This is a genomic window from Clavibacter sp. GW821-FHT01D01, assembly GCF_059422605.1.
On record NZ_JBWKXC010000007.1, the window covers coordinates 1 to 14,041 of the forward strand.

Here is a 14,041-nt window from a genome sequence, read left to right on the forward strand (position 1 = left end):
CCGCTCACGATCACGTCCTGAGTACCGCCCGCGATCACCTCGTCCTCATCGGGCTCGAGGATCGTCACCGGAGCGACATCCGGCGCGACCGGACCGACGGTGAACGTCACCGTGTCGGTGGTCGTCACCCCGCCGACGGTCTGGGAGGCGGTCGCCGTGTAGGTGCCCGCGACGAGTCCCGGGAACTCGACCGAGAACCCGCCACCTGCGGCGACAGGAGACGTCTGGGTTGGCTGACCGGCGATGCTGACGGTGACAGGCGCCGATTCATCGGCCGTGCCCGACACGGGAACATCCGCCGTCGTGGCGTCACCCGCGAATGCGAAGTTCTGGTCGGGAGTCGGCGACATGATGTCGACCGGGGTGGCCGGTGCGACGACCGCCTCAGCCCGCACGGAGGCGGATGCGAGGTCGATCACGGGCCCATTCACGAGCGGGAGGAGGGAGACGCGGAGCGCGGTCACCGTGAAGATGCCGGCTGTGTCGGTGCCCTCGGGGTCCGCGAAGCCGAAGGGCTCTTCCTGGTCGGGAGCAGGGTCAGCCGTGATCTCCTGACGATTCACCGTCAGCTGGACCACTTCGCCGACGACGTCGAAGACGGGGTCCAGCGATCCGATGAGGGGCGTCGTGACCGCCGTCACGTCTGCCAACTGCAGCACGTCCCCGAGGGACGTCCGCAGCGAAGGCAGCAGGTTGGCGACGACGATGTCCGTCAGCGGCTGGGCGATGTCACCCAGGGGCAGATTCAGGATGCTCGTCCCGGACACGTCGATCTCCGGCTGCGAGTTCCCCGGACCCGTCGGGTTGAGGAGGTCAGACAGCGTCGTGTCGATCTGGATGTCCACGGCTCCGACGTTGAGCGGGAGAACTGTCCCGAGACGGACCGCGGCGTCCACGTCGACTACGACGCGAGTGGAGTCGAGCACCGCCTCCAGCACTGCGGCCGGGAGGAGATCGGTGAGGATCTCGTCGACGGCGGCGGCGATCGTGTCCGCCAACAGGATGTCGGTGTTCGCCCCGCGATCGTTCAGCGATACGAGCTCGTCGATGTCGACCGTGACCGTGCCGTCGTCGAGATCGATCGTGACGCCGCCGCTCGTGATCGGCTGGGTGAGGACCGCGTCGACGGCCGACTGCGTGTCGAGCGTCACTGCGATCGTGCCGGTCGGCGTCGCCACGTTCACCACTCCGGTGAGGAGCGGGCCGAGGAGGGTGGTCAGCAGGCCGTCCAGGGTGTTGCCCACAGTGGGGCTCAGCTGCAAGGTCGTGTTGACGCCCGGCGCGAGCGCGACGATCCCGTCATCCAGCGATGTCGCCAGCGTGCCCACCAGCGGACTGGTGATGTTCGCATCGGCCGATGCGATGTTGTACCCGGACGTCACCTGGCCGGCTCCGGGGTCGGTCGCCGTGGCGGAGAGCGCCCCGAGCCCGAGGGAGAGGTCGGAGACGGTGCCCGTCGCCCCGAGCTCACCCAGCAGGGGTGCGAGGTCCAGCTGGATCACGTCGCCCGAGCCTGCGTTGAGGTTGATGGCGCCCATGTCGGTCACGGCACCGGCGGCACCGGTCGCGCCGACGCTTCCTGACGACGCGTACTGGTTGGCAGCGCCACCAGCGACCGCCTGATCGAGGGTGAGGATGTCGCCGAGCTGGATGTCGGCCGCGATCTGCGCCTGGAGGAGCCCGCTGAGGACGGTGGCGTCGATGACGCCCGACTCCCTCTGCGGATCCACGGCGTCACCCGGCCGGAAGCCCGTGTAGGCGCCCGAGAGCTGGGCGATGGCGGACAGGTCCGGCTCGCCGGAGAGCGTGAGGAGACGGCCTTCCGCCTCCGCTGTGTCGCCCACCGCGGCGTTCGCGGGCACGGTGCCCCCGAATGCAACGATGGCCGCGGCCAGCCCGAAGGCCGTCGCGGTCGCCAGCCTGCTTCTGCGGCTGGGCATGTGTAGTGCCATGTTGGATCCCCTCGATTGCATGGCCGGCCAGCAGCGCCCGAAGGGCGCGCGGCCGTGCGTCATCACCGAGAGGTGGCCCCCACCAGTCCCCCCGGACCCCACGAGCGTGTCATCCGCGCTCATGGGCCGACAACCCTGCGGGGCACTGGTCTGCCGGGGATGGGTACTGCGTGCTGGAACCAGTAGTGGAGCCAGTGGCGCTACCGGCCCCGGGCGTCCCGGGGACGCGGAGGAGGCCCGTGATCCGGAGAGGATCACGGGCCTCGGAGGCGGCGCCGCGGAGGAGGAGCGGCGGGAGGGAGCGGCGGTTCAGCCCGCCGTCGCGGCGAGCGACTGCCGTGCGATCTCCAGCTCCTCGTCCGTGGGGATCACGAGCACCGCGACGGGGGACCCCTCGGGGCTCACGTACCGCGGCTCGGAGGAGATGAGCTCGTTGCGGTCGTCGTCGATGGCGATGCCCATGAACTCGAGGCCCGCCAGCGACCGGCGGCGGACGAGCGGGTTGTTCTCGCCGACGCCGGCCGTGAACACGACCGCGTCGACGCCGCCGAGCTGCGCCGCGTACGCGCCCACGTAGTGGCGGATGCGGTGCCGGTAGACGCCGAGGGCCGTCTGCGCGGCCTCGTCGCCGTCCGCGGCGGCGCGCTGCACGTCCCGCATGTCTCCGAGGCCCGTGAGTCCGAGCAGTCCGCTCCGGCGGTTCAGCAGCGTCTCGAGCTCGTCGAGGCCGAGGTCGGTGTGGCGGGCGAGGTGGAACAGGATCGCGGGGTCGATGTCGCCGGAGCGGGTCCCCATCACGAGGCCCTCGAGCGGGGTGAGGCCCATGGACGTGTCGATGGACCGGCCGCCCTGCACGGCGGCGGCCGAGGCGCCGTTGCCGAGGTGCAGCACGATGATCCGGGTCTCCTCGAGCGGCTTGCCGAGCAGGCGCGCGGCGGCCTCCGAGACGAACTTGTGGCTCGTGCCGTGGAAGCCGTAGCGGCGGATGCGGTGCGCTGCGGCGAGCTCCCGGTCGATGGCGTAGGTGTACGCCTCGGCGGGCAGCGTCTGGTGGAACGCGGTGTCGAAGACGGCGACGTGCGGCACGTCGGGGAACGCGGTCTGCGCTGCCTCGATCCCCTGCAGCGCGCCCGGGTTGTGCAGCGGCGCCAGCGCGGAGAGGTCATCGATGTCGGCCTTCACCTCGTCGGTGACGACGGTCGGCTCGACGAACACGTCGCCGCCGTGCACGACCCGGTGGCCGACCGCGACGGGCGGCTCCTCGTCGAGCGACGGCCCGTGCTCGGCGAACGCGTCGAGCATCGCCTGGAACCCGGCGGTGTGGTCCGCGATGGGCAGCTCGCGCTCCCATGAGTCGCCGCCGGCCTTGTGACGCGTGGATCCGGTCGGCTCGCCGATGCGCTCCACGAGCCCGGACGCGAGCACGGACTCCGTGTCCATCTCGATGAGCTGGTACTTGAACGACGACGATCCGGAGTTGACGACGAGGACGACGGGCACGGGGGTTCTCCTGACGGTGCGGGTGCGAGTGCGGGCGGGACGGACGGGACGGACGGGCGCTCAGCCCGCCGCGATCCCCTCGGCCTGGATGGCGGTGATGGCGACGGTGTTGACGATGTCCTGCACGAGCGCGCCGCGGGACAGGTCGTTGATGGGCTTCCGGAGGCCCTGCAGGACGGGTCCGATCGCGACGGCGCCGGCCGACCGCTGCACGGCCTTGTACGTGTTGTTGCCGGTGTTGAGGTCCGGGAAGATGAACACCGTCGCCCGGCCGGCGACCTGCGAGTCGGGCATCTTCGTGGCCGCGACGGCCGCGTCAGCCGCCGCGTCGTACTGGATGGGCCCCTCGACCGCGAGGTCGGGCCGCAGCTCCCGCACGCGCGCGGTGGCCTGGCGGACCTTCTCCACGTCGGCTCCGGCACCGGACTCCCCCGTCGAGTAGGAGAGCATCGCGATGCGCGGCTCGATGCCGAACTGGGCGGCGGTCGCGGCGGACGAGATGGCGATGTCGGCGAGCTGGTCGGCCGTCGGATCCGGGTTCACGGCGCAGTCGCCGTAGACGAGGACGCGGTCGGCGAGCGCCATGAGGAACACGCTGGAGACGACGGAGACGCCGTCCGTGGTCTTGATGATCTCGAAGCCCGGGCGGATGGTGTGGGCCGTCGTGTGCGCGGCACCGGAGACCATGCCGTCGGCGAGCCCGAGCTGCACCATCATCGTGCCGAAGTAGGAGACGTCGGTGACGGTCTCGCGCGCGATGTCGAGCACCATGCCCTTGTGGGCGCGGAGGCGCACGTACTCCTCCGCGAAGCGCTCGCGGAGCACGGCGTCGAAGGGGCTGAGGACGGTGGCACGGCCGATGTCGATGCCGAGCCCGATGGCCCGCGAGCGCACCTCGATCTCCTCGCCGAGGATCGTGACCTCGGCGATGCCGCGGCTGAGGATGGTGCCCGCGGCGCGGAGCACCCGGTCGTCGGTGCCCTCGGGCAGCACGATGCGCTTGCCCGCCGTCCGCGCGCGCTCGATGAGGCCGAACTCGAACATGAGCGGCGTGACCACGTCGGAGCGGCTGACGTCGAGGAGCTCGAGCAGGCGGGAGGTGTCCACGTGCTGCTCGAACGCGGCGAGCGCGATGTCCATCTTCCGGGCGGACTCGGGAGAGAGCCGGCCGCGGGTCTGCGTGATCCGCTTGGCCGTCTCGTAGGTCCCGAGCTCCGTGGAGATGATGGGCAGGGTCTGGTCGAGGCCCGAGACGAGCGTCTCGATGGTGGGCGACAGGGCGAAGCCTCCGTTGAGGACGATGCCCGCGACCGTGGGGAACGTCTCGGAGGCGTGCGCAGTGAGGACGCCGAGGAGCACCTCGCTGCGGTCGCCGGGGATCACGACGATCGCGCCCTCGGTGAGGCGGGCGAGCACGTTCTCCATCGACATGGCGGACACGACGACGCCGAGCGCCTCCCGGCTGAGGAGGGCCGCGTCGCCCTTCACGAGCGTGCCGTCGACCGCGTCGAGGAGCTCCGCGACGGTCGGCGCCACGAGGAACGCGTCCTCCGGGATCGCCCACACGGGCACGTGCGGGGTCCGCGCCTGCAGGGAGGCCGGGATCGCGGCGGGGATGGCGGCGGTGATGGCGTCGAGGGCGTCCGGGTCGGCGCGGTTGACGACGATCCCGAGGAGGCCCGCGTGCGCGGTGACGAGCTCGGGGACGGCGAGGTCGGCGATCTGGCGCATCTCGTCGGGGCTGCGGCCGCCGGACTCGTCGGAGCGGCGTCCGGTGAGCACCAGCAGCACGGGGGCGCCGAGGTTCGCGGCGATCCGCGCGTTGAACGACAGCTCGGTGGGGCTGCCGACGTCGGTGTAGTCGCTGCCGACGATGACGACCGCGTCGCACTTGGCCTCGACGGCCTTGTAGCGCTCCACGATGCGCGACAGGGCGGCCTCGGGATCCGCGTGCACGTCGTCGTAGGTGACGCCCACGCACTCGTCGTAGTCGAGGTCGACCCCGTCGTGCGAGAGCAGGGCCTCGAGCACGTAGTCGCGCTCCACGATGGACCGGGCGATGGGCCGGAACACGCCCACCCGCTGGATCTGGTGGGTGAGGGTGTCGAGCACGCCCAGCGCCACCGTCGACTTGCCCGAGTGCCCTTCGGCGGACGTGATGTAGATGCTCCGAGCCATGCCCGCAAGCCTATGGGCGTCGCCTGCACGGCGGCCGGACGGATCCTGGGCCGCGCGGGCCGCGACGCGATCCACCACGGAGCGCTGAGGCGCGCCCGGTTAAAAGGAGAAGACCCCTCGCGCACCTGCCAGAGCCCGGCTGCCCTTGCTGCGTCTCCGCCCTGGGGGAGTTCACCTGGATGGCACCACGCGAGGAGCCGACACCGAGTGTACCCGACCCGGCGAGCCCGCCGGTCGGCCCGCCGTCGGTCCCGCTCCGCCCAGCGACCGGTCACGAAGCGCGCGTACCGTGGACGTCATGCGCATAGTCATCGCCGGAGGACACGGCCAGATCGCCCGACTGCTCGAACGACGCCTCGCCGACGCGGGCCATCAGCCCGTCGGCATCGTCCGCAACCCCGACCACTCCGCCGACCTCGCCGAGGCCGGCGCGGAGGCCCTCGTGCTCGACCTGGAGGAGAGCGACGTGGATGCGGTCGCGGAGGCGCTCCAGGGCGCCGACGCCGTGGTCTTCGCCGCGGGCGGCGGGCCCGACTCGGGCCCCGAGCGGAAGCTCACCATCGACCGCGACGGCGCGATCCTGCTCGCGGACGCCGCCGAGCGGGCCGGGGTCCGCCGCTACGTGATGATCTCGGCCATGGCGGTCGACGGGTTCGACCCCGACAGCGACGACACCTACGAGATCTACCAGCGCGCCAAGTCGGAGGCGGACGCCGACCTCCGGGCGCGGGACCTCGACTGGACCATCGTCCGCCCGGGCGGCCTCACCGACGAGCCCGGGACGGGCCGGATCCAGGTCGGCACCTCCACGGGCCGGGGCACCATCCCCCGCGCGGACGTCGCGGAGATCGTGGCGACCGCGCTCATCGACGGCACGGGCGTGCGCGTCCAGTTCGAGGCGGTCTCGGGCGAGGAGCCCGTCGCCGAGGCCATCGCCGGCCTCCGCTACTAGCGCCCGCGGACGGGGCCCGAGCGCCCATCCGGATGACGGTCCCCTCCTCCCCGGAGGGGGCCGTCATCCGCTTCCGGGCTGCTGAGGCACCCGGGTCGTGCCGCGGTCGACCTCGCCGGCCCGACGGCACCCGAAGCCGTCGTCGGCCCGCGCGTCGCCGCACGTGTGCGCCGGAGCGCACCATCCGGAGCATCCCCATGCCCGGACATGTGGAACACGCTAGGAGCGGCATCGGGTGTCCCCCACAGTGCGGACTACTTATTTCCGTGACGCATCCGATCAGTAAGCGTCGGTCCGCCTGGCCTGATCCCCGTATTCCGGCGAGTATGGGAACTCAGGGTCCGCGCAGCCTCGGGGGATGCGGCGCGTTCCACCGCTCTTCCGCGACGGGGGTCACATGAAGCAGATGACGCAAACCTACCTACGGGCGAGCGCACGACCGGCGAGCACCTCCGCCGGACGGGGCAGCCGCGCGCGCGACCTGGAGACCCTCGAGCGCTGGCTCATCGCGGGCACCAGCGCCGTCGTCACGGGCAGCGTCGGGTCCGGTCGGAGCCACGTCGCCGGCCGCGTCGCCGACTCCCTCACCCGCGCCGGCCTCACCGTGATCCGCGCGCACGCGTCCACGCCCGACCTCGCGGAGGTCCTCCGCCGGGTCATCGACCAGGTGCCCGGCATCCGCGCGCCGCGTCCGCTGCCGGCCGCGCGCCCGATCGTCGTGATCGACGACGCCCACCTCATGCCCGCCGACCTGCGCGCCGCCCTGGTGGACGCCCGCGCGCGCGAGCGCTGCACCCTCCTCGTCACCGTCGACGACACGGGCAGCGACGCCCGCCGCCCCCGCGGTCGCGACGCCGAGGCCGGCGGGGACGCCGCCGCGCGCATCGCGCAGGCCGCCTCCGAGGTGCTGGGGCTCTGGCGGAACGGATACGCCGAGCGGCTCGACCTCGCTCCGCTCGACACGGCCGAGGTCGACGCCATGGTCGACTCCCTCGCGGGGTCGGTGGCGCTCGACAAGGCCACGCGGGTGCAGATCCAGCGGCGCAGCGCCGGCCGCCCGTTCCTCGTCCGCGAGCTGACCTTCGAGGCGCTGGAGGCGGACGGCAGCGCCCGCACCGTCACCGGGTACGCGTTCCCGAGCCCGCACGCGCCGCGCGCCCGCATCCTCGAGCTGGTGTCGTCGCGCGTGTCGATGCTGGGCGACGACGAGCGCAGCACGCTCATCCTGCTGGCCCGGCTGGACGGCGTGCCGTACCAGCGCGCCGCCCGCCTGTTCGGCGAGACGATCCTCCGGGTGCTCGGCGCGCGCGGGCTCGCGCGGGTCCAGGGCCAGGGGGACATGATCCTCCGCGCCGACCTGCTCGAGGCCGAGGCGGCCCTCGCCCGCACCGATCCCGACGCCGTCGACGTGCTCACCTGCCGCGTCGTCCGCGCGCTCATGCAGGAGGCCGCGAACGGCGTGCCGCTCAGCCCCAAGGAGAGCCTGCTCATCGCGCGCACGCTCACCGAGTCCGGACGGCGCGAGGCGGTCGAGCGCTTCGGCGCCCCGCTCCTCGCCGCCGTGCACCTGGTCGCGGCCCGGCTCGCGAACGACGTGGGCATGACCCACGACGCGCTCGCGTTCGCGGAGATCGCCGCCGACGGCGGATCGCCGGCGTACGCGGCCTGCGAGACCGCGCGGGCGCTCGTGGTCCTCGGCAACCCCGGACGCGCCATGGACCTCCTCGAGGCGCTGGACGAGACGGGCCTCACGCCCGCCGAGCGCGTCGAGGTGCTCCGGTGGCGCGTGCTGACCACCCGCGCCGCGCTCCCGGGCACCGAGCGCATGCGCCGCGTGCTGGAGGGCCTCGCCCACGGCCAGGACCCCCGCGACGACGACGACGTGCGCGCGCAGGCGACGGTCATCGGCGCCGTCATGGCGCTCGGCACCATGGAGTGGGAGGCGGCGCTGACGGCCGCCCGGGAGGCCGGCGCGCTCGCCGGGAACCCCCGCGTCCGCATCCGCGCCCAGCGGACGATCGTCCTCGCGCTCGGCCACCTGGGCCGCGGTGCCGAGCTCGGCGAGGAGATCGACGCGGGCCTCCGGCTCGTGTCCACCCGGTCCGCGTGCCGCGGGACCTACGACGACATCCTGCTCGAGGAGGCGCGCCTGGAGCTGCTCTCGGCGAGCGCCTTCAGCCGCCGCCTCTGCCGCCTCGACCTCCCCGACCTCGAGCGGGAGCTCGACACGTGGGTGGAGTCGGCGATCGCCCAGGACGCGCAGTGGTTCATCCCCGTCCTCGGGGCCATCACGGGCGGCGTCGCCCTCGACCTCGGGCGGCTGGACCGCGCCGAGGCCGAGCTGAGCATCGCCGACGACCGGCTCGTCGGCCCCGACACCGGAACCTGGCGGCTGTGGATCGGCATGCAGCGCGCCCGCGTGCTGGCGCTGCGCGGCCGCACCGACGAGGCCGAGCGCATCGCCGCGGACATCGCGCACCGCGCCGACCCGCGGTTCCCCTACCAGCGCCTGCTCGCCGAGGGCGTGCGGGTGGAGATCATCGCCGCGCGCGGCCGGCCCGACGAGGCCGCCGCCCTGCTCCTCGACCTGGGCGAGCTCAGCGGGGACGCGTACGCGCTGCGCGCCGGCATCCTGTTCCGGGCCTGGATGCTCGGATCCACCGAACCACGGCTCCTCGACGGCGCCCGCCGGGTGCGGGACCGCACGGACGTCCCCGCGCTGCACGGCATGGCCGAGGTGGTGGAGGGGTCCCGCACGGGCGACGCCGCCCTGGTCGAGCAGGGGGTCCGCACGCTCGAGGAGGCCGGGCTGCACCAGGAGGCCCGCACCGCCTGCGAGGAGCTGCTGCGGATGCTCGCCTCCGACGACGCCGGACCGGCGCTCGCCTCCGCGCGGGCGGCCCTCGCGCGCATCCAGGCCCGCATCGACCGCGGCACGCCCGCCGCCGCGACGGCGTCCGCGAGCCCCACCCTCGACGTCAGCATGCTGACGCGGCGGGAGCTCGAGATCGGCGTGCTCGCGGCGCAGGGCCTCAGCAACCGGGAGATCGCCGGACGGCTCTTCCTGTCCGTCCGCACCGTCGAGTCGCACCTCTACCAGGCGCGCGCGAAGCTCGGCGCGCCCTCGCGTCGGGCCCTCGCCGGGCTCCTCGACACACCGGGTGCATCGAGGCTGCTCTCGGGCAGGTAGTATCGACGGGTGCCGCCGCGCGTTCCTGACGCCGACGGCACGCGTCATGGAGGATTCGCCTAGTGGCCTATGGCGCACGCTTGGAAAGCGTGTTGGGTGAAAGCCCTCAGGGGTTCGAATCCCCTATCCTCCGCCAGATGAACAAAAAGCCCGGAAACATGCGGGTGTAGCACCCCCAGTAGAGGTCAGAACCCGCACCGTAGACTACTTTTTAGAGTTACGGTGCGGGTATGACTACCTGGACCCCTGAGATGCGTGAAGCCGCCTCTGAGCGTGCGAAGCGGAAGCGACGGCCCCGAGGCGCAGGCACTGTGTACCGCGTGATGGTGGACGGGGAACGCAAGTACCGGGCAGCCATGACGGTCTGGGACTCTGACGGGAAGCGCCGGATCATCACCGGAACCTCCGGTGACCAGCGGACAGCCATAGAGCGCCGCACGAGGGCTCACCTGGTCTGGTTGGTGGAGCAAGGCCAGGCTGACCCGTCTGTGCTCGTCACGCCGGAGACGAAGGTGTGGACAGTCGCGGAGTGGCTACAGAAGTGGGCTGATGAGCAGAACCCGAGAGACGTACAGGCGAACACCCGCCAGCGGAACCGTGGACTCATCCGAAACCACATCATCCCGGCCCTAGGTACGAAGAAGCTCACCGCACTCACAACCGTTCAGATTCAAGAGTTCCTTGAAGAGACGCTTCCCGCGAAGAAGGACAAGGACGGGGCTCCGCTGCTTGGTAGCTCTCCCCTGCGTGGCATCTACTACATCCTCACGTCTGCGATGGAAGAGGCGACGAAGGCGAAGATCATCCGCGAGGATCCGATGCGGTTCATGAAGCCGCCGAAGAAGACGCGGAAGAACGTGCTGAACCTCGGGGAGCGTCTGGGTGATGTTGCGAAGCTGCGGAGGCACCTACAGGACAACCGGGACGACGCGGTGTACTGGGCTCTGTCGTTCTACGGTCTGCGCGCCTCTGAGCGTCTAGGACTGGAATGGTCCTCGTTCAACAATCTAGACGGCGACTGGGGCAAGCCTGCCACGGTGACGATTGACCGGCAGCTGTACAACGATGCCGAGAACAAAACGCTGAGCATTAAGCACGACACGAAGACGGAGGCGAGCATGCGAGTCATCCCGCTGTCTCCTGATGTTAGGTCGCTGCTGTACCACTTGAAACTGCGACGCGTGACGCTGATGAAGCAGGACACATGGGCTCCGCGGGCGGGCTTTGAGGACCTGGTGTACACGACTGCCACCGGCAACCCGATCCGGCAGAGCACCGACAACACGCGTTGGAAGAAGCTGCTGAAAGACGCGGGCGTGGAGCCGCTGAGAGGGCATGACATGCGGCACCTGACAGCTTCCTACCTCGCAGCCACCGGCGTCCCTGTAGAGGTCGTGAAGAGCATCCTGGGGCACAACAGCGTGGCTATGACTAGCTACTACACGCACATCAGCAACGAACAGAAGACGAAGGCAATCATGACACTGGGCCTGGCTTACGCCTCGGACATGGAAGCGTACAAGCCTCTGACGCCGAAAAGCCGGAGCATGATCCGCATACCTAAGAAGCCTCAGCCGAAGAAAGAAGCCTAGAGGGGCAAGGTGATCCAGCAGCCGAACCCCTCTAGGGAAGAAAGCCCCCAGCCATGGAAACGGGGTACACCACTTTCTTACAATATAGTATTGGCTCAATATCATGATTTGCGCACGTTCCACTAAAACAATAAGACCCTTCTCAATCTGGCAAGACTAGAGAAGGGTCCTATTGCTATGGTCGCACATCGCAATGCGAACAGCAGGGTACACTAACAGTGATTCGGCTTATCAGATTCAATAAGCTTCCTCATGTATTAGTATCGGCTTAATCTGTCAACCAAGCGTCCTGTTCCGCTTTTTCGTTAAGATTCTTTTCTTCCGGCACAGGAAGTTCAGCGAGGTAACGTCTGATGCGCTTCGTGGACACGAAGTAGCTCTTACAATAGTTGCGGGTTTCTAGCCCACGCGGGACGAACTGACCACGGCCAATCTTGTTGCCGTTCTTGTCAACACCGCTTGGAATGAGATGAGGTGCGACGGTGGCATCGTTAGGGAATCCAAGGAACCCGCTTTCCATGTCATCATTTGTCGGGAACCCTAGGCGGTGATCAATCATGCCGTTTCGGATACCCGTGTCCAGCAAGTCACTTCGTAGTGACTGGGATGAAATGATGGCACCGATACCGATGGAACGACCGATGCTCAGTACGTCTTTCAAGCGAGCTTGGAAGTCTTTGTACTCACCTGTAGTCATACCTCCGAACATAGTTGATAGCTCGTCAATGACGATGATGAGGTAATAACCGTCATCAAAGTGGTTCCATGTGTCAGTGTGACGCTCTTCGTCGTTCAGGTCTGAGTTGAACAGGTGGTCTGCGAGAATGCGTTGACGGCGCAGTTTCTCTGCTTCAATGTGGTTGAAGAAGCGGTCAACACCTGCTGCGCGTTCCTCTGGGAAAGATACAAAGCAGTCAGCGAACTGTTTGAACATGGCGAACTCTGTTCCTTTTCCGTCCAGGATGACTGTTCTGACATGCGGAGCAGCAGCCCACGTCATCAGGCATGTACGAACCGGCCCACTCTTTCCACCACCGGTCTTTCCTGAAATGACTACACGGTTGGTGCCTTCAGGACCACACATCGGGAGCGCGACTTCATCGCCGTTGTTGGTGACCCCGATGGGGATGTCTAACCACGGGTCTAGCTTGGTGGCGTCACTCGTGATGATTGGCACTAGCTCTTCGTCAATGTCGTCCTGTAGGACGTTGATGCGAGACGCGAGCAGTGTTCGGGTTCCAGCAGTGTCATCGGTGATGAGTTCTGAGACGTTGTTCAATCTCAGAGCGGTCTTCACGATGGGCGGCATGACCCGCAGAAGGTACTCATCTGTCAGCGGCGGGATGACGTCAAACACCAGTAGATACACGCCGGGGATGCGTTCATATACTTGGATATATTTCGTTGGGTCTACTTTCACATATAACGAAGTTTTTGAAGCGACATCCCAGAGGTCGTGCCGTATTTGGTTGAGTTCCCCGTCCAGGTGGTTCGCCCTACGGTTTGAGACCACGGGACGCTTAATCGGGACACGTCCGATTTTGAGTAGAGAGTCATCTGAGCTAAATACGCTCACAAACTTAACCTTGTACCAGAACAGACCCCATGCGACGAAAACAATAACGCTGACCAGGGGCATGAAGTTCATAAACGGCAGGATGACTGCGACGGTTGCCAAAAACAGTGTGACAGCACGGGGGAACCTCCGATAGCCATTCTTTATCCACAGCCCGAGGTAGGCTTGTAGAATGAGTTTCGCCATAGGCTTGGTTTTCTCATCAGCCCACAGCACGCGGAAGCGCCCGAACTTCTGTGAGGCATCATCCATCGGCTCAATGCCGTTATCTGCTGCGAGCTTTCTTACCTTCCAGGTTTGGCGGAACGCCTTCTCCGCCGCGACTCTCTTAGCGTTGTCCGCTTTGCTTTGCTTTTTTTCGGCCTTCTTGACGGAGCCAATAGCGCGAGCAGGAGCGCCAGCTTTGTGGAACTTGACAGCCTCAGCAGATAGGGCCTTAGCTGCGGTAGAGGTCTTACTGAGAACTACGCGTGTGCGACTCTCGGTTGTAGGGAACGGCTTGCGGTCAGCCGGTTCAGGTGTTTTGTTGAAGTCAATCATAATAATGCTTTCTGTTAGTGATGCGATGTGTGTTCGTGCGGGTAGAGACAGAAGAGGGAGGAATCAGTGACGACCCCTCCCCCTTTAGTTAGTGCTCTCAGTTGTGGTTGTCAGCTTTAGGTGCTGGCGGGAAAGCCTTGCCACCGTTAGCAGCGACAAGTTCACCGATGAGCTTGTAACTGATAGCTGGACGGTTGTTGTTCAACCAGGCGGCAGCAACGAAATCGCCAGACAGCTTGTAGTCAGTTCGCGGCTCTAGAACAGGTTCTTTGACTGACGCGATTTTAATAGTGACTGATTCAACTGAGCCGTCAACCTCGTTGATCAACTCAATAGCCACTTTCCACAATGGAAGGTTAGAAACCTTATCTAACTCCTGTACAGGGACGTGATTAGCAGGAGCGTTGTCAACGTGAACGTTTTGTGCTTTCACCTGTGGCTTTGAACCAGTGAAGGCTTTGTATTTGTTTGAATCTAATGCGAGCATGATATATCTTTCTGTTAAGTGACCCTCGTTGTTGAGGTATAAATACTTATCGGCACACTTTTCTATTTCTGGCA

8 protein-coding genes, 1 tRNA gene and 1 other RNA gene are annotated in these 14,041 nt (G+C 67.4%); 4 read left to right on the top strand and 6 right to left on the bottom strand.

What is annotated here, in order from left to right; all coding sequences use genetic code 11:
- From AC07VC_RS10425 to ffs, 4 genes are all read right to left on the bottom strand, one after another.
- The coding region (locus AC07VC_RS10425) for a choice-of-anchor G family protein (RefSeq protein ID WP_494724462.1) at positions 1-2,210 on the bottom strand (2,210 nt) is incomplete at its 3' end.
- 51 nt (positions 2,211-2,261) lie between these two features.
- A complete protein-coding gene (locus AC07VC_RS10430) occupies positions 2,262-3,452 on the bottom strand; it encodes an acetate/propionate family kinase (RefSeq protein WP_494675328.1) in 1,191 nt (396 codons plus the stop codon).
- A 60-nt stretch (positions 3,453-3,512) separates the two neighbouring features.
- On the bottom strand, positions 3,513-5,630 hold the full coding sequence (gene pta / locus AC07VC_RS10435; RefSeq protein WP_317229942.1) for a phosphate acetyltransferase: 2,118 nt from the start codon (positions 5,628-5,630) through the stop codon (positions 3,513-3,515).
- A gap of 105 nt (positions 5,631-5,735) precedes the next feature.
- Positions 5,736-5,832, bottom strand: an RNA gene (gene ffs, locus AC07VC_RS10440) — signal recognition particle sRNA small type.
- Positions 5,833-5,928: 96 nt separating this feature from the next.
- Here ffs and AC07VC_RS10445 point away from each other — a divergent pair.
- From AC07VC_RS10445 to AC07VC_RS10460, 4 genes are all read left to right on the top strand, one after another.
- Positions 5,929-6,582, top strand: a complete 654-nt coding sequence (locus AC07VC_RS10445; RefSeq protein WP_317229941.1) for an SDR family oxidoreductase — start codon at positions 5,929-5,931, stop codon at positions 6,580-6,582.
- A gap of 406 nt (positions 6,583-6,988) precedes the next feature.
- Positions 6,989-9,772: a helix-turn-helix domain-containing protein gene (locus tag AC07VC_RS10450; RefSeq protein WP_494675327.1), complete on the top strand. Its 2,784-nt coding sequence runs from the start codon at positions 6,989-6,991 to the stop codon at positions 9,770-9,772.
- A 48-nt stretch (positions 9,773-9,820) separates the two neighbouring features.
- Positions 9,821-9,908 (top strand) — tRNA-Ser (locus AC07VC_RS10455).
- A 94-nt stretch (positions 9,909-10,002) separates the two neighbouring features.
- Positions 10,003-11,364, top strand: coding sequence for a tyrosine-type recombinase/integrase (locus AC07VC_RS10460; protein WP_494675326.1), 1,362 nt, complete (start codon positions 10,003-10,005; stop codon positions 11,362-11,364).
- 268 nt (positions 11,365-11,632) lie between these two features.
- Here AC07VC_RS10460 and AC07VC_RS10465 read toward each other — a convergent pair whose 3' ends face one another.
- Positions 11,633-13,480 carry an FtsK/SpoIIIE domain-containing protein gene (locus tag AC07VC_RS10465; RefSeq protein ID WP_494675325.1) on the bottom strand — a complete coding sequence of 616 codons (1,848 nt, stop codon included), beginning with the start codon at positions 13,478-13,480 and terminating at the stop codon, positions 11,633-11,635.
- Between the two features lie 97 nt (positions 13,481-13,577).
- The gene (locus tag AC07VC_RS10470) at positions 13,578-13,967 is read right to left on the bottom strand and encodes a hypothetical protein (RefSeq protein ID WP_494675324.1); all 390 of its coding nucleotides are present in this window, start codon (positions 13,965-13,967) and stop codon (positions 13,578-13,580) included.
- Positions 13,968-14,041: the final 74 nt, after the last annotated feature.